Source organism: Enterococcus sp. JNUCC 77 (assembly GCF_054819945.1).
Genome location: NZ_JBTHIG010000001.1, coordinates 1,840,411 through 1,860,816, shown reverse-complemented (window position 1 = coordinate 1,860,816; position 20,406 = coordinate 1,840,411). Strand labels below are relative to the sequence as shown.

Genomic DNA, 20,406 nt, shown 5'->3' with positions numbered 1-20,406 from the left:
ATCTTTTAAAAAAATATGGTAAGATGAATCAACTAGAAGTAAAAGGAGTGTGCAATTCATGAATCAAGCAAAACAATTACCGACTAGAACGGAAGTACCTGAGGCGTTAACTTGGGACTTAACCCAGATTTTTCCCAGTGAACAGTCTTTCGAAACAGCTTTTGAATCATTAGCTAGCGAATTAAAAAATGCTGATCAAGTAAAGGGAACTTTAAAGATAAGTGCAGAAAAATTTCTTGCCGGAATAGAATATATTTTAGATATTTATCGTAAGGCCGAAGTTATTTATGTTTATGCACATTTAAAAAATGACCAAGATACTGCAAATACAACTTATCAAGGTTTATATGCCCGCGCATCAAGCTTAATTGCTCAAACTAGTGAAGCAGTTAGTTGGTTTGAACCTGAGGTCTTGTCTTTATCAGATGAAACGATCTGGGATTACTTTGAACAAGAACCTAAATTGGCAGTATATCGTCATTTTGTAGAACAAATCTTAGCTGAAAGAGCCCATATTTTGCCGGCAGAGCAAGAAGCATTATTAGCCGGTGCTAGTGAGATTTTTGGCAGTGCATCAGATACTTTTAGTATTATGAACAATGCAGATTTGAAATTTCCGATTGTTAAAGATGAAAATGGTGATGAGGTTCAATTAACTCATGGTATTTATGGACAACTGATGGAGAGTACTAATCGAAATGTCCGCAAAGCTGCTTTTGAGGCACTATATGAAGTCTATCATCAATTTAGAAATACTTTTGCCCAAACTCTTAGCTCACATGTCAAAGGACATAATTACAAAGCTAAAGTTCGTGGTTATAAGTCTGCTAGAGAAGCAGCCTTAGCAAGTAATCATATTCCAGAAAATGTTTATGATACCTTGATTTTAGTTGTTAACCAATATTTACCATTATTGCATCGTTATGTTGAGCTACGTAAAGAATTATTAAGTGTATCACAATTGCATATGTATGATATGTACACACCTTTACTTGCTGAAGCGCCGGTTAAATTCACATATGAAGAAGCCAAAGCGAAAACCTTGATTGCTTTACAGCCTCTTGGTGAGGAATATTTAGCGATTGTTGAAGAAGCTTTTGAAAATCGTTGGATTGATGTGGTAGAAAATCAAGGAAAACGCAGTGGCGCATATTCATCGGGTGCATATGATACCAATCCATATATTCTATTAAATTGGCATGATCAATTGAATGAGTTATTTACTTTGGTGCATGAAATGGGACATAGTGTGCACAGCTACTTTACACGTCACAATCAACCTTATGTGTATGGTGACTATTCAATTTTCTTAGCAGAAATTGCCTCGACAACGAATGAAAACATTTTAACGAGCCATTTATTGGAAACCGAAAAAGATCCAAAAGTGCGGGCGTATATTTTAAACCATTATTTGGATGGATTTAAAGGGACAATTTTCCGTCAAACACAATTTGCGGAGTTTGAGCATTTTATTCACACTGAAGATGCTGCTGGCAAACCTTTAACGAGTGAACATTTGAGTACGTATTATGGAGAACTAAATAAAAAGTATTACGGTTCTGTAATTGAAGATGATCCGGAAATTAAAGATGAATGGGCAAGGATTCCACATTTTTACTATAATTATTACGTTTATCAATATGCAACAGGTTTTTCTGCAGCTAGCGCCTTAGCGAAAAAAATTGTGGCAGAAGATAAGTCAGCTTTAGAAGCTTATTTAAATTATTTAAAAGCTGGTAGCAGTGATTATCCGATTGAAGTGATGAAAAAAGCTGGTGTTGATATGACTAAACCGGAATATATTGAAGATGCGATGGAAGTTTTTGCGAATCGTTTAGATGAACTGGAAACTTTAGTAGCAGAAATTAAAGGGCAATAAAAAAATAGGCTACCTAAAATTAATTTTAGGCAGCCTATTTTTTTATAGTAAAGATAAATGTTCATTGCTGGCTTTTTGATAAACTTGCCCGCAATGTGATTCAAATAATTGTCTTAAATTTTTAGTGCTTTCACATTGATCCATTAATAATTCTAGCTCTTCGCATCCTTGTGCTTTGACGCCAATTTCCATCTCACCAGAACAATTAAAGATGACTGCTGATGGGTGTGATTGAATAGCCATCTCTTGTGCCAATTGTTGATCTAACAGAAAAGCTTCTTTTACAAAACTTGATTGACGATCTTCTAAAAACATTTCCAAATCACCAGAAGTTCCTTGAAAGATATCTAAGACGAGTTCTTCAGAATAATTTTTTTTCTTTTGACCAATTTCTTCTTGAATCTTTAATAAAAAATCTCGACCACATTTTTTTCCTTGCATTTGTGCAGCTTTTACATCAATAGCTGTTTGATACATTATATTTGTGAGTTGATTTCTTAAGTTAAGGTCGTTCTGATTGCCTTCAAGGCTATCTATGTAATTTGTGACAGTTGTTAAATTTATCAAGGGCACTAAACGTAATTGAAATTTAACTTCACTGCGCTTGATAATACTTAAGAGTCTTTGTTCAATTTTTCGACATTTTATACCGATGGGGTTAACAAACAAAAAAACTTCCAGCAACGTGTAGCCTCCTCATGATTTTTTTAGTTCGAAATACTCTGAGCTGAAATAGCACGGAGTATTTTATTTTTGGCAGGTTGAAAATAGATACCTGCTTCCTTTAATAATGTTAAAAATTCTGCTTCGCTAGTCTGACTATCTTGGACTTCCAGTTCTAATTCAAAATCATGAAGACCTGCATACCAACTTTCATCAAGTGCCAATTTGCCAACAGCAATCGTTTGCTCAATCCGTTTAGTCGTTAGGCTTGCCAATAGTTGCAAATTATTCACTATAACACCATTTTTTTGCAGTTGTTCCTGGATTGCAGGTGTATTTTTAGGAAAAGCACCTGTTTCTTCAGCATTTTTAGCTTCAATTAAAGTAAGTTTGTCAGTAACCTCCAATAAGCCCACATTTTGTGGGATTTTCAAGGTTGCTTCAGCAGCATTTTGAAAATAGCGCACTCGTAAGCCACAATGTTGATTCTTTAAGTCAGAAGCTGCTGTATCAAAATATAGATTGGTTTGAGTGAAAGCAGCAACATTTTCTAAACCAAATTTATTTATAGCTAATTGATATTCAGCTTCAGTTAACATTGTTTTGTATTCAATCTCTAATTCCTGCGCCAAAAAAAATGCTCCTCTATATACAATCTGCAGGGTAAAAATCTCCCTAAGGTATATTGACACATAACCTTTAGTCGCGTCAAATGTTAAGTAATTATTCCATAAAAATGTAAATAAACTGTAACAATTAAAGATTTATCAGAAAGTGGAAGTTAATTTTGCATTGATTAAGTTTGTGATAATATAGGATAGAATGGAAAAAGAAGCGAGGGATTTGCATGGATAGAGACTGGGAAGCATTTCTTGCCCCTTATGAACTTGCCGTAGCAGAATTGAAAATTAAATTAAGAGGTCTGCGTAAACAATATCGTGAAAAAGAAGACCATGTACCAATTGAGTTTGTGACTGGTCGAGTAAAGCCAGCTGAAAGTATTTTAAATAAAGCCAAATTACGAGCCATCCCACTGGAACGCCTAGAAGAAGAAATGTCTGACATTGCTGGTTTGAGAATCATGTGCCAATTTGTTGAGGATATTCATCAAGTAGTCGAAGTTTTGCGGAGTCGTAAAGACATGAAAATTGTCCAAGAACGAGATTATATTACGAATCGTAAAGCAAGTGGCTATCGCTCGTATCATTTAGTGATCGAATATCCGGTGCAGATGTTAGAAGGCGAAAAAATCATTTTAGCAGAAATACAAATTAGAACATTGGCAATGAATTTCTGGGCAACAATCGAGCATTCTATGAATTATAAATATCAAGGTGAAATTCCTGATGAAATTAGTGATCGTTTGTTTCGTGCAGCTGAGGCAGCCTATCAATTAGACGAAGAAATGTCTAGTATCAGAGATGAGATTCAAGAAGCGCAACATGTCTTTTCTTATCGTAAATATCGAGAAAAAGGGAGTGACGAAAAATGAGTTTGCGGATTGGAATCATTCATAACAACGAGGCAGATTCACTAAGAGTTTTTCGTGATTTAAAACCTTTATTGAAAAAAAAAGGCGGGATTGAAATTGTCGAGCGTGATCCTGAATTAGTCATCTCAATTGGTGGAGATGGGACATTACTTTCAGCTTTTCATCGTTATAGTCATCAATTGGATCGCATTCGTTTTTTAGGAGTCCATACTGGCCATTTAGGTTTTTATACTGATTGGCGGGATTATGAATTACCAGAATTGGTAGATTCATTATGTAATGACAATAAGAACAGCGTAAATTATCCTTTATTAGATGTGATTGTTAATTTTTCAGATGGAAAGAGTCAACATTTTCTAGCATTAAATGAATCAACAATTCGAAAAGGCACTCGCACGATGGTTTGCGATGTTTATATTAAAGATGAACTATTCGAACGTTTTCGTGGAGATGGGCTAGCCATGTCGACACCAACTGGTTCAACGGCCCACAATAAAAGTGTCGGCGGTGCTGTTGTACATCCGAGTATTAATGCCATGCAATTAGCTGAGATCGCTTCATTAAATAATCGTGTCTTTAGAACATTGGGTTCACCAAGTATTTTAGGACCAGATGACTGGGTGGAAATCAAAGTAAAAAGTGCGGGTCAGCATTTAGTAACGATTGATCAACTAGATATTAGTGGTCAAGATATCGCTTCGATTCAGTATCGGATTGCGACAGAAAAAATTCAATTTGCGGCTTATCGCCACATGCATTTTTGGCGGCGTGTGAAAGAGGCCTTTATTCGTGAGGACTAACTTTGAAATTTGAATGGACTTATCAAGATGATGCATCAGTATTACTACGTACTTTTTTAAAAAAACAAGGGATCTCAAAAAAATTATTAGCAAAAATTAAATTTCAAGGCGGCGAAATTTACGTGAATCAGTCAATCGAAAACGTCTTGTATTCTTTAAAACCTTTTGATAAGGTAGCAGTTGTGATTCCTAACGAACTGCCCCATGAGACCTTGTTATTAGATGAAACGCCAATCGAGATTGTTTTTGAAGATGAACATCTTTTGATTGTTAACAAGCCCGCTAACGTGGCGTCGATTCCGGCGCAGTATCATCCTAATGGAACAATGGCTAATCGGGTAAAGGCTTATTATGTGCAACAAAATTATCCCGATCAAGTTGTCCATGTAGTCACTCGTTTAGATCGTGATACAACTGGGTTGATGTTATTTGCAAAGCATGGTTTTGCCCATGCGAAATTAGATCAAGCGTTACAAAACAAAACGTTGATCAAAAAATATCAAGCTTTAGTTAGTGGCAAAATAAATCATTTGAAGGATCATGAGATGATTGATTGCCCCATTGGACGTGACCTGTCTTCTTTATTGAAAAGGCAAGTAATTGAAAATGGACAAACTGCCTTAACAGAATATTGGTTAGAAAAGAAAAATGCAATTGTGGCATTAGTAGATATCCAATTACATACAGGAAGAACACACCAGATTCGCGTGCATTTTAGCGAGTTAGGTTGTCCGTTGCTAGGTGATGAACTCTATCACGGTAATCTTGATATGGGTATCAAACGTCAAGCATTGCATTGCTATTATTTAGCTTTTACCCATCCTTTTAGCAATGAAGAGCTAACTTTTAAATTACCCTTGCCATTAGACATGGGAGAAGTCGTAGAAAAGATTTGAGGTGAGTATAATGGATGAAAATCAAGAAGAACTTGAACAACATTTCCAACAGCTTAGAACTGAGTTACATCAAAATCAGTTACAGGATTTCCGTGAGCATTTTTTAGATTTACATGTTTATGATCAAGGGCAGTTTTATCAAGGTTTATCAGCTGACGAACGTCATTTGGTTTATGCTTATCTGTCTCCTGACGAGTTGGCTGACATGTTTGACGTGATTGAAGAAGACGATGAACATGTGGAAGAATATTTAACTGAGATGCGTCCACGATATGCCGCTGAAATGTTATCTCAAATGTACACCGATAATGCGGTGGATTTGCTAAATGAATTAGACAAAAAGTTGGTGCCCCAATTTTTAAGCTATATGGATAGTGAACATGCCAACGAGATTCGTGAATTATTACATTACGAAGATGAAACAGCCGGTTCATTAATGACGACAGAGTATGTCTCTATCGTAGCGAATCAAACGATGCGCTCCGCAATGTATGTCTTGAAATCTGAGGCTGAATTGGCAGAAACCATTTATTATACTTATGTAGTAAATAATGATAATCAATTAGTCGGAGTTATTTCTTTAAGAGATTTAATTATTAATGATGAAGATGCGATGGTAGCAGACGTCATGAGTGAGCGGGTAATTTCCGTTCACGTCGGTGATGATCAAGAAGATGTGGCGCAGACTTTTCGGGATTATGACTTTCTTGCCTTACCAGTTACAGACTATGAAGATCATTTATTAGGAATCGTGACAGTTGATGATATTATTGATGTCATTGATGATGAAGCAGCCAGTGATTACTCTGGTTTGGCGGGGGTTAACGTTGATGAAATCAGCGAAAATCCTTTAAAAGCTGCTTCAAGACGATTGCCTTGGCTGATTACTTTACTATTTTTAGGGATGACGACAGCAACTTTAATTAATCACTATGAAGCTTTGGTTAGTAAAGCGAGTATTTTAGCAGTATTTATTTCTTTGATTACCGGAACGGCCGGAAATGCTGGTACCCAATCTTTAGCAGTAGCCGTTAGAAGGTTAGCGATCTCTGATGATGAAGATAAAAGTTTTGGGCAATTAATTCTCAGTGAAATTTTAACAGGTTTGGTAACAGGTTTAGTGACGGGTGTTACTATTTTTGTTATTGTGGGTATTTGGAAGAGTAATTTTATTTTAGGGTTTGTCATTGGTACGGCTATGATGGCAGCGATAACTGTTGCCAATTTAGCAGGAAGTTTTATTCCGATGTTGATGGAAAAATTAGGTTTTGATCCAGCAGTAGCTTCTGGTCCATTTATTACGACTTTGAGCGATTTGACCAGCGTGCTGATTTATTTTAATATTGCTAGTATGTTTATGGATCGCTTTATTAATTAACTTCAAAAAAGAAAACACGGGTGAATGAAATGAAAAAAGCCTATGGAATTATTATTCGAAATGGATTAATTTTATTAGTGCGAACACCGGGGATACCCATCTGGGATCTACCAGGCGGTGTGTTACCGGAAAAAATCGGTGAACGAGAAGGTTTGCAACAAATTATTTATGAAAATCTTGATTTTGAAGCAAAGGTTAAAGAGCTGATTGGCATTTATACGAAGGAATATTCTGATGATATTACTTACATTTATAAAGTAGAAGAAGCAAAATATCAAAGTAAAATGGATTCTGATGTATATAGTGCCTATAGTTTTTTTGATATTGATAGTCTACCGCTAAATTTATACGGAGATCGCCGTAAGCAGATAAAAGATTTTCAAACTGGTCGTTATCCGATTCGTTTGCGTTTTAAGAAGAATAAATGGATTCATAGGGTTGAATCCTTTATCAAAGAAAAGAAGCCAAAACAACTTTGATAATGGTTGTTTTGGCTTCTTTTTAAAATGTCACAATCTTCGTTCCATGAGCTTCTTTTACGCCGAGAAATTCGGTAATTTTATCAATATTATTTGCATTAATTCCGCCTCCTGGCAAAATAATGATACGACCATCTGCGTAATCAACTAATTCCTTTAAGTACGGCAGACATTCATCAATTGTCTGAGTCGCTGGACCTCCGTGAGTTAAAATCCGGTCAATCCCTAATTGTACAAACCAATCAATTGTTTTCAGCTGTTCTTCATGACTTAATTCATCGAAAGCCATATGAAAAGTTGTTTGTAATCCGCTACTGTTGCCTAAAATCATTTCAACGGCTTCCTCATCAACTTCATTTTCTGCAGTTAGACAGCCAAATACGATGCCATCTATACCAGCATTTTTTGCATGAATTAAATCATTTTCAATAATCTTAAGTTCAAGATCATTATAAACAAAATTGCCGCCACGGGGGCGAATCATGGTCATAATCGGTACGTGTTTTTCACTAGCATAAGCCATTGCTTCTTCAATTACACCCAGGCTTGGTGTTGTTCCACCGACAGCTAGGTTATCACAAAGTTCAATCCGACTAGCGCCAGCAGCGATTGCTTTTGGTAAATCGGTAAAGTTTTCGGCACAAAATTCTTTAATCATTTTCCTACCTCCCTCAGATAGTGTAACATAGGAGTCAACAGATTAAGGATTAGAAATTGAGGAATAAAAATGTTGAAAAAAATTGATCTTGCTGAGAAATTTCTGAAGGAACATGGTGGCTATTTCCGCTGTCCAAAATGTCACCATCAGATGTCAGCTGTTGAAAAAAGTTTGATTTGTAAAAATAATCATCGTTTTGATCTAGCTAAAAAGGGCACTCTTTATTTTTTAGATCATCAAATTAAAACGGAATACCAAAAAGAGATGTTTGTCCCGCGAGGTAAAATGATTGCTTCTGGAATGTATCAACCTGTAATTAATCAAATCAGTGAATGGCAAAAAGGCGACAATATCTTAGATGTCGGCTGTGGTGAAGGAAGTTTTTTAAATCAATTGTCTCAGTTAAAAGAGATTCCGACGAAAATTGGCTTTGATATTTCTAAAGAGGGTATTTATTTAGCCACCAATCAACTAATAAAGGCTTTTTGGTGTGTCGCTGATTTAACCAATTTACCTTTTAGTGATGATTCTTTTACGACCATCTTAAATATATTTTCACCTTCACAATATAGTGAATTTCGGCGGGTATTAAAAAAAGGTGGGCAAGTTTTAAAAGTCGTCCCACAAGAGAACTATCTGAAAGAGTTGCGGGAAAAAGTCTTCCCTGATGGTAAACCCTATTCCAATCAAGCAGTGATTGAACGCTTCAAAGAAGAAATGTCTGATGTTAGACAGCGTCGTGTCACTTATGAATTTGACATTCCAGATAAATTACAATTAGATTTTCTAGAAATGTCACCTTTGGAATGGCAGGCGACAGCAGAAATAAAAGCCCAGTTAATCGCCAATCCACTGAAAAAAATTACGATTGATGTAGAGATCTTAGAAGGTTATTAGAGATAGCGTTTTCAGCAAAACTTTGTTGGTTTTCAGGGTTGATTTTCTTACTTCATGGTGGTATAGTACAAACAAGTTGTTTTTCATTGGTTTTTATCAGGTTCCTGTTCTGATAAAAGATAGTGAAAAGTGCTTCACTAACGTAGCAGCTCGCCGTGCAAGACACCGAGTTGATACGTTCTTTTTTTTGTCTAAATCAAGGAGGCCATCAAATGACAAATCATATCGTACTTTTTGAACCACAAATTCCAGCCAATACCGGCAACATTGCTCGTACTTGTGCTGCTACTAATTCACCCTTACATTTAATTGAACCCTTGGGATTTTCAACTGATGATAAACATTTAAAACGTGCAGGCTTAGATTATTGGCATGAGGTAAACATTACCTATCATGAAAATTTAGCGGCTTTTTTAACTTATGTGGGAGAAAATCCTTTGCATTTGATTACTAAATTTGCCAATCAAGTATATTCTGAAGTCAACTACCAAGATGAAAGAGATCATTATTTCATGTTTGGTAAAGAAACAACTGGCTTACCTGAGACTTTCATGCGTGAAAACGAAGAGAAATGCCTACGTATTCCTATGAATGACCAGCATGTGCGTTCGTTAAACTTATCCAACACGGTGGCGTTAGTTGTTTATGAAGCGTTAAGACAACAAAATTTTCCAGCTTTAGAGTTACAACATCATTATGAGCATGATAAATTAGATTAAAGTTTTTAATCTCATATTTGTCTTGAAACTATTTAAACTAGGAGGATTTCATGAAATTATATTTTACTCGTCATGGTAAAACACAATGGAATCAAGAAAAAAGATTTCAAGGAATGATGGGGGATTCTCCATTATTACCAGAAAGCTTTGCGGCGATTGAAGCTTTAGGAAAAACTTTAAAAGACATTCCTTTTGAAAAAATATATACCAGTAGTCAAAAACGTGCTTATTTGACCGCTGAAGGAATTAGCCAACATTTAGAACAACCTGTGCCGATTGTCAAAACCGATGATTTACGAGAATTAGGGTTAGGTAGTTTAGAAGGACAATTAATTGAAGAAATGCGGGAAAAATACCCAACTGACTTAGATAATCTACGACATCATTTGGAAAACTATCATCCGGAAGCTTTTGGTGGCGAACCGATTGAAGATATGTTGGCTCGAGTAGATGGGCTAGTTGGTGAAGCTGTTTTAGAAGCTAAAGAAGGTCCGCTATTATTTGTTGGTCATGGTGCAGCTTTAACCGCAGCTATTCAATCGTTAACGGGCAAACCTTTGTCTCAATTAAGGGAACAGGGTGGTTTGTTTAACAACAGTCTAACAGTTTTAGAAACTGATCATTTTGAACCGCCTTATAAAATGGTAAAATGGAATGATGTTAGTTTTCTAGCAGGTGTTAATCAGCAAATTGATGCAATGTTATAATTTTTAATAGTAGCTATATTTTTACGGGAGGTGAAACAATTGTCTGAGGAAATCTATCTTAAAGGGCGACTAGAAGCTATTTTCTACCAGAATCCTAGTAACTTTTACAAAGTTTTGTTGATAAAAATTACAGAGACCAATAGCGATTACTTGGAAAGTGAAATTGTCGCCACTGGTAGTTTTGGTGATCTTCAAGAAGATGAAGAATATCGTTTTGTCGGACAATTTGTGGATCACCCTAAATATGGCAAGCAATTTCAAGTTGAGCGTTATGAACAAGCCCAGCCTACTTCTACTAATGGGATTATCAATTATTTATCAAGTGAAAAATTTCCTGGAATCGGAAAGAAAACAGCAGAAAAAATTGTTGAAATCTTAGGAGAAGGTGCTATTGATGCCATTAATCAAAATCCCGACAACTTAAATCAGATTCCCAACCTAAACCAAAAGAAAAAAGCCCAAATTGTCGAGACTATTCGTAAAAATTATGGGATGGAACAAGTGATTGTTGGCTTAACAAAATATGGCTTTGGTAGCCGATTATCCTTTGCAATTTTTCAGATGTATCGCCAAGAAGCTTTAGATGTAATTCATGAAAATCCTTATCGCTTAGTGGAAGATATTGAAGGAATTGGCTTTAAAAAAGCTGATAATTTAGCTGAACAATTAGGCATAGCGGCTGACAGTAAGGCAAGAATTCGGGCAGCTATTTTACATCAGGTTAATGAAGATGCTAATCAAAGCGGCGATACTTACGTAGAAGCACAAGAATTATTAAACGAGACCTTGAATTTATTAGAAAATTCTCGTCCCGTGGAAATATCTCCTAATCAAGTAGCCGATACTATCATTGAATTAGTTGAAGAAGATAAAATTCAGCAGGATGCCACCAAAATATATGAGAATACCTTATTCTTTAGTGAGTGGGGCATTGCTTCTAGCATCGAACGATTATTGGCCCGTAAAAAAGAGATTAGTTATGATAAAAAAGAAATCACAAAAAAGTTACGGGTGATTGAAAAACGCTTAAAAATTACTTACGGAGATTCACAGGATCAAGCAATCCAAAAAGCAATCGCTTCACCATTATTTATTTTAACTGGTGGTCCAGGGACAGGAAAGACCACTGTAATTAATGGTATTGTACAATTATTTGCTGAATTGAATGATTTATCATTAGATCCTAGCGATTACACGCAAGCCATATTTCCAATTCTATTAGCGGCACCCACCGGACGGGCAGCCAAACGGATGAATGAAACCACCGAATTGCCAGCTAGTACGATTCATCGGTTATTGGGGTTAAATGGACGAGAAAAGACTCCTGAGATAGAAGCCAAGGATTTAGAAGGTGGCTTATTAATAGTCGATGAAATGTCGATGGTAGATACTTGGCTGGCTAATACGTTGCTAAAAGCGATCCCCAATAATATGCAAATTATTTTAGTTGGCGATAAAGATCAGTTGCCATCAGTTGGCCCAGGACAAGTCTTTCATGATTTATTACAAGTTGAAGATATTCCTAAGATGGAGCTAACAGAAATTTATCGTCAAGGTGACTCTTCTTCTATCATCCCATTAGCTCATGAAATTAAGGATGGTCGTTTACCTAAAGATTTTCAACAAAATCAAAAGGATCGTTCTTTTATTGCTTGTAATGCTTTTCAAATGGAACAAGTCATCCGCCAAATTGTTGAGAAGGCGAAGCAAAAAGGTTTCTCAGCTCAGGATGTACAAGTTTTGGCTCCAATGTATCGAGGACCAGCAGGAATTGATGCAATTAATAAAATGATGCAAGAGATTTTTAATCCTAATCCCGATGGTAAGAAAAAAGAAGTGAGTTGGAACGAAAATGTTTATCGAATTGGCGATAAGGTTTTACAATTAGTTAATGAACCAGAATTAAATGTTTTTAATGGCGATATGGGCATTATTGTCGGAATTATTCCAGCTAAGGAATCAGAAGATAAAGTCGATGAATTAGTGATTGCCTTTGACAGCAATGAAGTCAGTTACAAAAGAAATGATTGGAATAAAATTAAGCTTTCTTATTGTTGTTCTATTCATAAAGCGCAAGGTAGTGAGTTTGAGATGGTGTTGTTACCGATGGTACGGCAATACCAGCGAATGCTACAACGAAATTTATTATATACTGCAGTAACACGCAGTAAAGATCGGCTCATTTTGTTAGGAGAAGTGGAAGCTTTTGAAGTTTGCGTTTCGAAGGAATCAGCTGTAAGAAAAACAACTCTGATTGAGCGAATTACTCATGGCGAGCAAGCCGTAACACAAATGGAAAAAGTGAAGAGTATGGAAGCGCCTTTTGAAGAAGAAACAACTGAAAAAGTAGTTGAAGCTGCTTTTGGTCCTAAGATATTAACGAAAGCCTTAATTCAAACTCAAACAATTGATCCATTAATTGGAATGGAAGACATTCGTCCAGAGATGTTTATGTAAAAAGAGGAGTCCAACGATTAGTTGAGCTCCTCTTTTTCAGCATACCAGATATGTTGCGAACTAGTTGCAAAACTAATATCAAATGAACGTTTACCCATGTCCTCACCATCTGATTGTCCTTCTTGTGGTTGAACTGAGACAATTCGGATTTTTGAACTGGTAAAATGTTTAAAGTGACGATTGTTCGTATGTTTTTTCATAAGTAATTGGATAAAGAAACGTAATATAGCAGGGAAACTAGGTCGCTCCACGATGACTAAATCAATCGTTTCTTTTTTTGGATCAGCCATTGGTGCAATGGCAAAACCACCACCAAAATAAGGAATATTCGTAGTAGTGCATAAAAAAGTTCTTTGAAAAGTTTCTTGGTGACCATTTAGCTCAACTAGAATCGGAAACGGCTTTTGCTGAAAAACGGCTTTAACCAATGAAAATAAATAAGCTGCTGAACCTAAATGATATTTATTTAAAACTTTTTTTGCTGTTGAGGCATTGGTAGTTGAGACAATCAGGGCATCTAATCCAATCCCAACATTGTTTAGAACTAAACCAAATTCTTCATTGATTTTTTCTTCGTAAGTTAAAACATTAATTTTTTGCGGAGCCTTAGCTGCTAAAATTTGCTCTAAAGCTACTTTTGGATTTGCGGACAGTCCTATACCACGAGCAAAATCATTGCCAGAGCCGGCTGGAATATAGCTCACAGGAAAGTCGTGGGCAGACAAATAAAATTGATTAACGACTTCATGTAGAGTACCATCGCCACCGATAATAATTAAAAGATGAAAGACTTCATATTCAGTATCAGCTTCCCAGGTAGATAATAAGGGCATAATTTTATTGACGATGTCTTTTTCTTCGCCGGCAAAATTAGTGTAATAAGGCGTATAAGTTATATTCTTTTCGTCTAGAAGATCAATAATGATTTGGGCTTTTTTAGCTGCGTTTCCAGATCCTGCTGCCGGATTTATTAATAAATGATAGTGAAAATTCATGAATTTGCCATCCTCTCCAAGAAATGATTATAACAGAGGATAGCTAAAAGCGGCACCAGAAAGTTTAGTCTTTCATAGAAACCTTGACAATTAGGTGTAAATTTTTTATCCTTAATAAGTTGTTTGCGGTTCATCAACCATCCCGCATTATCAAAACTTGGAGAAAGAAGGGGAAACATGCATATTGCACAAAAACAGAAAACAAGAGTGGTCGTAACTAACGGAATCATCATGGCATTATACTTAGCATTAACCATTTTAGTGACACCCGTTGCCAGTGGCGCAATTCAATTTCGAATTTCTGAAAGTCTGAATCATTTAGTTGTTTTTAATCGGAAATATTTATGGGGAATTTTAGGTGGCGTTGTTGTTTACAATGCGATTTTTGGCATGGGTTGGCCGGATGTCGTTTTTGGGGGTGCCCAAACGTTGTTGGCATTGGCCTTAACAAGTGCCTTACAAAAAGTTGTTCCAAACGTCAAAGTTCGTTTGGCCTTAAACACATTATTCTTCACTGTCAGCATGGCATTGATTGCTGCAATGTTAAATATTACCGTGGCCGCACCATTTTGGCCGACATATGGCTGGACTGCTTTAAGTGAATTTATTATTATGGCAATCTCAGCACCATTAATGTACTTTATTAATCGTGGTGTTGATTTTGGTGATCGAATCTAAATAAAAGGCCTGAAACTTTTTGGTTTCAGGCTTATTTTTTATCTCATGGTTAACGCTTCGACTTCAGCAACTTCAAAATGTTTACGCTCAAGATGATCAATAATATTATTTAATTTTTTTTCATCAATGCCAGCAGGTAAAGTAAATAAAGTCCGGCGACTGTCTTTACCGACATCTAATGTGATACAGCTAGCCAAGCTAGTAAATCGCGCGATGGCTTTAGTCATAGCTGCCAGATCTCCTTTTTTTCCTTCTGAAACAACAGTTAATACATAGCTGCCAGTCCGGAAATTCCAAGATTCAGATAACATATTTAGTAAAGTACTGTGAGTCAATATACCGTAAAAATGATTGTTCTCATCTAGTACTGTAATATACGGTAATTCTTTGATACTAAAGAAAACTTTAAAAAAAGAAGTGTCTAATGAAATAAATTTTGTAGCATTTTTTAACAAATGTGTGACTGGTAAATTTAGATCACCACCATTGGCTTTATGGCGATAAATATGCATTTTATAAATATTTCCACGAAAAATTTGTTTACTCTCATCTAAAATAGGTACACAACGAAAACCAGTACTTTCTAAGATATCCAGCGCTTCCTGTAATGTGGTAGATTCGGTAATTGTGGTCAAGTTTTCTTTTGGATAAACCAAACTTTCTAATAACATTAAAGTTACCCTCCAATAATAGGCTTCATTTCTTCATTATCTTATCATACTATTAATCCTAAGAGCATTATTTTTATGAAACTTTTTAAAGCGTCAGAGACAATTGACAGCCCGCATCTTTGATGATAATGTTATCATTGAATTAGTTCGAGGAGGATTCAGATGGCGACAAAAAAAGCAGCCTTGGCCTGTACAGTTTGTGGTTCTAGAAACTACACAAAGAGTATTAGCGAAGGAAAAAAAGGCGAGCGGTTAGAAATCAATAAATTCTGTAAACATTGCCAAAAATATACGTTACATAGAGAAACAAAATAATATTTTCTAAAGAAGAAATTTAATACCATCATATGAGCTAGGTATCAGTTTTACTAAAAGCAATAAATAAGTAGAAGGGTATCTACAGTGAGAATAATATTAAATTACAAACTAGGAGGAAAAACCGTGAAATTTTTACGTAGCGTAGTAGCTGAAATGAAAATCGTAACTTGGCCTTCACGTAAACAATTACGAAAAGATTCGTTAGTAGTTATCGAAACAGCCATTATCTTTGCCTTGATGTTTTATGTCATGGATACAGCGATTGGTTTGCTATTTAAATTTATTATTGGGTAGTAGGCAAGTATTTAAAAACATGCTATAATGTGAATGAGAAAAAACCTTGGAGAACTAAGGTTTTTTTATTTTAGAACGAGGAGCCGATTAATTAAAATGGAGTCTTTTGAAAAACAATGGTATGTCTTACACACATATTCCGGCTATGAAAACAAAGTAAAAGCAAATATTGAATCCCGTGCCCAAAGTATGAGAATGGAAGATTATATCTTCCGTGTAGTCGTTCCTGAAGAAACTGAAACAGAAGTCAAAGGTGACAAAGTTAAAGAAACAGTTCATAAAACTTTCCCTGGTTATGTCTTAGTTGAAATGGTCATGACAGATGATTCTTGGTATGTTGTGCGTAATACGCCAGGAGTAACTGGTTTTGTCGGCTCACACGGAGCAGGAAGCAAGCCTGCACCATTAATGCCAGAGGAAATCAACCATATTTTAAGAACAATCGGTATGAGTACACGTCAAAGCGATTTAGAAGTAGAACTTGGTGAAACTGTAAAAATTATCGAAGGAGCTTTTGCAGGTCTTGAAGGTGTGATTACTGAAATTGACGAAGAAAAAGAAAAATTAAAAGCCAATGTTAATATGTTCGGTCGGGAAACAAGTACCGAATTAGATTTTGATCAAGTGGATAAAATTTAAAAATCGAAGCTAAAGTATGAGATCACTCTACTTTAGCTTTTTTTAATCGAGGAGCTAAGATGAAAAAAGTCTTTTTATTTGTTGTTCTGCTGATTGTCATTGTTTTTGCAGCCGGATGCACACAACAGAATAAACAACCCCAACCTAAAACAAACGAAACTAGTCAAACCAAGAAAAATGGACAAGATACTTATGAAAAAAGTAATGTTCCGACTGTTTATTTTCATGGTTACGGTGGTACTTATCAATCATTAGGTGGCATGATAGACCGTTTGGAAAAGCAAGAAATTACTAAAAGAGAAATGGTTATTCGTGTAGCTGTAGATGGTCGTTTATCCATTGATGGAGCATTAAGCAGTCAAAATAATAATCCGAGTATCCAAGTTTTATTTGACGATAATCAAAACAATGAATGGAATCAAGCAGAATGGATACATAATGTTTTTACTTATTTAAAAACTCAGGGAGTTAGTCAAATTAATGTTGTTACTCATTCGATGGGTGGTGTCAGTTTAGTCAGAAGTCTAGCCACTTATGGGCAAACAGATGAAGTAGTCACAATCAATAAATTTGCTTCCATTGCAGCCCCGTACAATAATTTTTTAGATACATCCAGTCAGCAAATAGTCAAAGAATTATTGCGTAATGGGCCAGCTGAAGAATCAGATCGATATATTTTTTATCGTGATCATCTAGATAATATTCCGACAAATATAAACATTAAGATGATTGCTGGGAAATTAGATAAGCAAACATTTACCGACGGGACGGTACCAACAACTAGTGCTTTGGCTTTGTTCAGTTTACTAAAAGCACATAATGATACTGTTTCGTATGAAGTATTTACCGGCGCCAACGCCCAACATAGTCGTTTACATGAAAATCCAAAAGTTGATCAATCTGTAGCTAAATTTTTGTGGGGAATCAAAGCAAGCTAAATTTCTTGCCGCCTTTTCATTACAGATGTATGATGCCAAAGTAATCAAAAGAAAGAAGGATTTATAATGGCTTATATTACTAGTAATGAAGAACATCCAATTGATATTGTTAACATTCAATCATTAGAAGGACGGGTCAAAGCACAAATGGACAAAGGTGCGTTTGGTTATATCAGCGGCGGTTCTGAAGATGAAATAACATTAAGAGAAAATACTAGTGCCTTTAATAAGAAAAAAATTGTGCCTCGTGTGTTACAAGGAATTGAAAAACCAGATTTGTCGACACAGCTTTTTGGGATTGATTTAAAATCACCAATCATCGAAGCTCCGTCTGCAGCACAAGGTTTATCTCATTCAAAAGGTGAAGTGGCTACAGCGATTGGCACGGCAGAAGCTGGCTCGATTTTTACCATAAGTACTTATGCGACAACCTTAATTGGAGATGCAGTTGTAAAAAATGCACCACAGTTCTTACAATTATATCTTTCGAAAGATGAAGGCTTTAATCAATATATTTTAGAAGAAGCTGTCAAAGCAGGCGTCAAAGCAATTGTATTGACGGCCGATTCGACTTTGGGTGGTTATCGTGAAGCTGATATTGTCAATCAATTTCAATTTCCTATTCCAATGAAGAATTTAGCAGCCTACAGTGAAAAAGATGGTCGTGGCGATGGTGAAGGAAAAGGGATTGCGGAAATTTATGCTGCTGCTAAACAAGCTATTGCACCTGATGATATTCAAAAAGTAAAAGATTTGACCGGATTACCTGTGATTGTCAAAGGAGTACAATCGCCTGAAGATGCTGTTGTAGCAATCAGCGCAGGAGCAGACGGTATTTGGGTATCCAATCATGGTGGTCGTCAATTGGATGGAGGACCTGCTTCATTTGAAGTCTTGCCAGCAATTGCTTCAGCTGTCGCAAAACGCGTTCCAATTATTTTTGATAGTGGAATTCGACGTGGGGAACATATTTTTAAAGCTCTTGCAAGTGGAGCAGATGTTGTTGCAATTGGTCGACCAATTATTTATGGTTTAAATCTTGGTGGATCAGCCGGTGTTAAGTCTGTTTTTGATCATTTTAATAAAGAATTGACAATCACTATGCAATTAGGTGGCGCAAGAAATATTGAAGATGTAAAAAATACAAGTTTATTGTAAAAGAAAAGGATTGACTCTTTTTGAGCCAATCCTTTTTTTGCTTATACAGGTTGTGTTTCTTTTTCTTCACCGTAAACTTGACGTTTTAAGCGGAGACCAGTAGGAGTAGTTGCAACGCCACCTTCTGCTGTTTCTTTAAAGATTTGAGGCATTGCACGTCCAACTTGGTACATTGCTTCCACTACTTCATCTGGTGGAATGACACTGCGAATACCGGCTAACGCCATATCGGCTGAGATAAATGCTTGTGAAGCGCCCATAGCATTTCGTTTCACACAAGGAACTTCTACCAAACCAGCTACTGGGTCACAAATTAAGCCCATTACATTTTTTAAAGTAATCGCCAGAGCATTAGAAGCAGTTTCTGGTGAACCCCCATTTGCCGTAACTAAAGCCGCAGCCGCCATTGCGCTAGCAGAACCAACTTCAGCTTGACAACCACCTTCAGCTCCAGAAATAGAAGCATTGTTGGCCATCACTAAGCCAAAAGCACCAGCAGTAAATAGAAAATCCAATTGTTCTTCGTGATTTAAGTTTAGTTTGTCGCGAGCCGCCATTAAGACACCAGGTAAAACTCCAGCACTTCCGGCTGTAGGAGTTGCGCAAATTAAGCCCATTTTGGCATTGACTTCATTGGTAGCAATTCCGTTTCGAACGGCTCTCAAAATTGTATCTCCACTCATGAATTTACCACTTTCAATGTAGTCATTCATTTTTTTGGCATCGCCACCAGTAATACCAGTAACAGATTTTACTCCGGCAATTCCTTCGTCGATTGAGTTTTCCATCACTTCTAAGTTTCTTTCCATTAAACCAATGATTTCTTCTCTGGTACGATCAGTCAATTCCATTTCAGTTTGGATCATTAGTTCTCCTACTGAGGAGTAATCTTTGGATTGTTCAACAAGCTCTTGAATAGTATAAAACATGTTTAGTCCCCCTTATTTGTAGTAGGTAACGCTAATGACGTTATCCACGGATTTAAGATCTTGACGCAGTTGTTCCGGATTTTCTGGTGTATCATCAACTTCTAGTAAAATGATTCCGTTGTCACCCTTGGTTTGACGAGTCATAGTCGCTTTACCAATATTTAAACCTTGAGCCAAGAAAATAGTAGAAATTTTAGCTAATAGCCCTGGAACATCTTTGTGCATAATGATATAGGTTGGTACACCAGTTGAAAGTGAAATACTATAACCATTTAATTCTGTAATCTCAATGTTACCACCACCAATTGAAACCCCAGTGATCGACATTTTGTAATCGCCTTTGATCATGGTAACGGTAACAGTATTTGGATGATTTGAAATTTCTTTTTTTGGTACAAATAAAACTTCCATGCCACGTTCATGAGCAATTTTCAATGAATCAGACAGGCGTGGGTCATCAGGATCCATACCTAAAATTCCACCAACCAAAGCAACATCGGTACCGTGACCACGATAAGTCTTAGCAAATGATTCATATAGATCAAACTCGATGGAATCAGGTTGTTCACCATAAATCATACGGGCAACCTTTCCAATTCTAGCAGCACCTGCTGTATGTGAGCTACTTGGACCAACCATAACGGGTCCGATAATATCAAAAACACTTCGGAATTTTAATACTTCCATTACAATAACCCTCCTTATTTCTTGTGAAAAAACTCATTTGACTTCATAAATAGTGTAACATAGGAATTTTTTGC

The 20,406-nt window shown here is 36.3% G+C and carries 23 protein-coding genes; 16 read left to right on the top strand and 7 right to left on the bottom strand.

Going from position 1 to position 20,406, the window contains the following annotated elements; translation table 11 throughout:
• Nucleotides 1-58 precede the first annotated feature (58 nt).
• Nucleotides 59-1,879: an oligoendopeptidase F gene (gene pepF, locus ACVWNY_RS09120; protein ID WP_218326764.1), complete on the top strand. Its 1,821-nt coding sequence runs from the start codon at nt 59-61 to the stop codon at nt 1,877-1,879.
• Nucleotides 1,880-1,921: 42 nt separating this feature from the next.
• Here the strand turns inward: pepF and ACVWNY_RS09115 are convergent, their stop codons facing one another.
• Together ACVWNY_RS09115 and ACVWNY_RS09110 are read right to left on the bottom strand one after the other, a co-directional pair.
• On the bottom strand, nt 1,922-2,563 hold the full coding sequence (locus ACVWNY_RS09115) for a DsbA family protein (RefSeq protein ID WP_218326763.1): 642 nt from the start codon (nt 2,561-2,563) through the stop codon (nt 1,922-1,924).
• A gap of 23 nt (nt 2,564-2,586) precedes the next feature.
• On the bottom strand, nt 2,587-3,174 hold the full coding sequence (locus ACVWNY_RS09110) for a CYTH domain-containing protein (RefSeq protein ID WP_454071268.1): 588 nt from the start codon (nt 3,172-3,174) through the stop codon (nt 2,587-2,589).
• A gap of 215 nt (nt 3,175-3,389) precedes the next feature.
• Here ACVWNY_RS09110 and yjbM point away from each other — a divergent pair, with 215 nt between their 5' ends.
• From yjbM to ACVWNY_RS09085, 5 genes are read left to right on the top strand one after another with little or no spacing between them, the layout of a single operon-like run.
• Nucleotides 3,390-4,034 (top strand): GTP diphosphokinase, encoded by a 645-nt coding sequence (gene yjbM / locus ACVWNY_RS09105; protein ID WP_218326762.1) that lies wholly within the window; start codon nt 3,390-3,392, stop codon nt 4,032-4,034.
• Nucleotides 4,035-4,036: 2 nt separating this feature from the next.
• On the top strand, nt 4,037-4,834 hold the full coding sequence (locus tag ACVWNY_RS09100; protein WP_218326945.1) for an NAD kinase: 798 nt from the start codon (nt 4,037-4,039) through the stop codon (nt 4,832-4,834).
• Nucleotides 4,835-4,836: 2 nt separating this feature from the next.
• Nucleotides 4,837-5,730, top strand: a complete 894-nt coding sequence (locus ACVWNY_RS09095; RefSeq protein WP_218326761.1) for an RluA family pseudouridine synthase — start codon at nt 4,837-4,839, stop codon at nt 5,728-5,730.
• A 10-nt stretch (nt 5,731-5,740) separates the two neighbouring features.
• Nucleotides 5,741-7,108: a magnesium transporter gene (gene mgtE, locus ACVWNY_RS09090; protein ID WP_218326760.1), complete on the top strand. Its 1,368-nt coding sequence runs from the start codon at nt 5,741-5,743 to the stop codon at nt 7,106-7,108.
• A 29-nt stretch (nt 7,109-7,137) separates the two neighbouring features.
• Nucleotides 7,138-7,587 carry an NUDIX hydrolase gene (locus tag ACVWNY_RS09085; protein WP_218326759.1) on the top strand — a complete coding sequence of 150 codons (450 nt, stop codon included), beginning with the start codon at nt 7,138-7,140 and terminating at the stop codon, nt 7,585-7,587.
• Nucleotides 7,588-7,609: 22 nt separating this feature from the next.
• Here ACVWNY_RS09085 and ACVWNY_RS09080 read toward each other — a convergent pair whose 3' ends face one another.
• Nucleotides 7,610-8,245, bottom strand: coding sequence for a copper homeostasis protein CutC (locus ACVWNY_RS09080; RefSeq protein ID WP_454071267.1), 636 nt, complete (start codon nt 8,243-8,245; stop codon nt 7,610-7,612).
• 69 nt (nt 8,246-8,314) lie between these two features.
• Here ACVWNY_RS09080 and ACVWNY_RS09075 point away from each other — a divergent pair, with 69 nt between their 5' ends.
• The 4 genes from ACVWNY_RS09075 (at nt 8,315) to recD2 (ending at nt 13,025) form a co-directional block, all read left to right on the top strand.
• Nucleotides 8,315-9,142, top strand: coding sequence for a methyltransferase domain-containing protein (locus ACVWNY_RS09075; protein WP_218326757.1), 828 nt, complete (start codon nt 8,315-8,317; stop codon nt 9,140-9,142).
• A gap of 212 nt (nt 9,143-9,354) precedes the next feature.
• Nucleotides 9,355-9,861 (top strand): tRNA (uridine(34)/cytosine(34)/5-carboxymethylaminomethyluridine(34)-2'-O)-methyltransferase TrmL, encoded by a 507-nt coding sequence (trmL, locus tag ACVWNY_RS09070; protein WP_218326756.1) that lies wholly within the window; start codon nt 9,355-9,357, stop codon nt 9,859-9,861.
• Nucleotides 9,862-9,911: 50 nt separating this feature from the next.
• Nucleotides 9,912-10,568 (top strand): histidine phosphatase family protein, encoded by a 657-nt coding sequence (locus ACVWNY_RS09065; protein ID WP_218326755.1) that lies wholly within the window; start codon nt 9,912-9,914, stop codon nt 10,566-10,568.
• Between the two features lie 39 nt (nt 10,569-10,607).
• Nucleotides 10,608-13,025 carry an SF1B family DNA helicase RecD2 gene (recD2, locus tag ACVWNY_RS09060; protein ID WP_218326754.1) on the top strand — a complete coding sequence of 806 codons (2,418 nt, stop codon included), beginning with the start codon at nt 10,608-10,610 and terminating at the stop codon, nt 13,023-13,025.
• A 17-nt stretch (nt 13,026-13,042) separates the two neighbouring features.
• Here recD2 and ACVWNY_RS09055 read toward each other — a convergent pair whose 3' ends face one another.
• Complete coding sequence (locus ACVWNY_RS09055; protein WP_218326753.1) at nt 13,043-14,020, bottom strand: diacylglycerol/lipid kinase family protein; 978 nt, start codon at nt 14,018-14,020, stop codon at nt 13,043-13,045.
• 177 nt (nt 14,021-14,197) lie between these two features.
• On the opposite strand from ACVWNY_RS09055, the gene ACVWNY_RS09050 reads away from it, so the two are divergent.
• Nucleotides 14,198-14,698 (top strand): QueT transporter family protein, encoded by a 501-nt coding sequence (locus ACVWNY_RS09050; protein WP_218326752.1) that lies wholly within the window; start codon nt 14,198-14,200, stop codon nt 14,696-14,698.
• Nucleotides 14,699-14,736: 38 nt separating this feature from the next.
• Here ACVWNY_RS09050 and cbpA read toward each other — a convergent pair whose 3' ends face one another.
• A complete protein-coding gene (gene cbpA, locus ACVWNY_RS09045; protein ID WP_218326751.1) occupies nt 14,737-15,369 on the bottom strand; it encodes a cyclic di-AMP binding protein CbpA in 633 nt (210 codons plus the stop codon).
• 162 nt (nt 15,370-15,531) lie between these two features.
• Between cbpA and rpmG the strand changes: the two genes are divergently transcribed.
• From rpmG to ACVWNY_RS09020, 5 genes are all read left to right on the top strand, one after another.
• Nucleotides 15,532-15,684 carry a 50S ribosomal protein L33 gene (gene rpmG / locus ACVWNY_RS09040; protein WP_218326750.1) on the top strand — a complete coding sequence of 51 codons (153 nt, stop codon included), beginning with the start codon at nt 15,532-15,534 and terminating at the stop codon, nt 15,682-15,684.
• 126 nt (nt 15,685-15,810) lie between these two features.
• Entirely contained in the window at nt 15,811-15,981 is a 171-nt protein-coding gene (gene secE, locus ACVWNY_RS09035; RefSeq protein WP_218326749.1) for a preprotein translocase subunit SecE, read from the top strand.
• A 96-nt stretch (nt 15,982-16,077) separates the two neighbouring features.
• Nucleotides 16,078-16,620 carry a transcription termination/antitermination protein NusG gene (gene nusG, locus ACVWNY_RS09030; protein ID WP_218326748.1) on the top strand — a complete coding sequence of 181 codons (543 nt, stop codon included), beginning with the start codon at nt 16,078-16,080 and terminating at the stop codon, nt 16,618-16,620.
• A gap of 59 nt (nt 16,621-16,679) precedes the next feature.
• The gene (locus ACVWNY_RS09025; protein ID WP_218326747.1) at nt 16,680-17,558 is read left to right on the top strand and encodes an alpha/beta hydrolase; all 879 of its coding nucleotides are present in this window, start codon (nt 16,680-16,682) and stop codon (nt 17,556-17,558) included.
• Nucleotides 17,559-17,624: 66 nt separating this feature from the next.
• On the top strand, nt 17,625-18,716 hold the full coding sequence (locus ACVWNY_RS09020) for a lactate oxidase (protein ID WP_218326746.1): 1,092 nt from the start codon (nt 17,625-17,627) through the stop codon (nt 18,714-18,716).
• 41 nt (nt 18,717-18,757) lie between these two features.
• Here ACVWNY_RS09020 and sdaAA read toward each other — a convergent pair whose 3' ends face one another.
• Both sdaAA and sdaAB read right to left on the bottom strand, forming a co-directional pair.
• Complete coding sequence (gene sdaAA, locus ACVWNY_RS09015) at nt 18,758-19,645, bottom strand: L-serine ammonia-lyase, iron-sulfur-dependent, subunit alpha (protein ID WP_218326745.1); 888 nt, start codon at nt 19,643-19,645, stop codon at nt 18,758-18,760.
• A 12-nt stretch (nt 19,646-19,657) separates the two neighbouring features.
• A complete protein-coding gene (gene sdaAB, locus ACVWNY_RS09010) occupies nt 19,658-20,332 on the bottom strand; it encodes an L-serine ammonia-lyase, iron-sulfur-dependent subunit beta (RefSeq protein ID WP_218326744.1) in 675 nt (224 codons plus the stop codon).
• Nucleotides 20,333-20,406 lie beyond the last annotated feature (74 nt).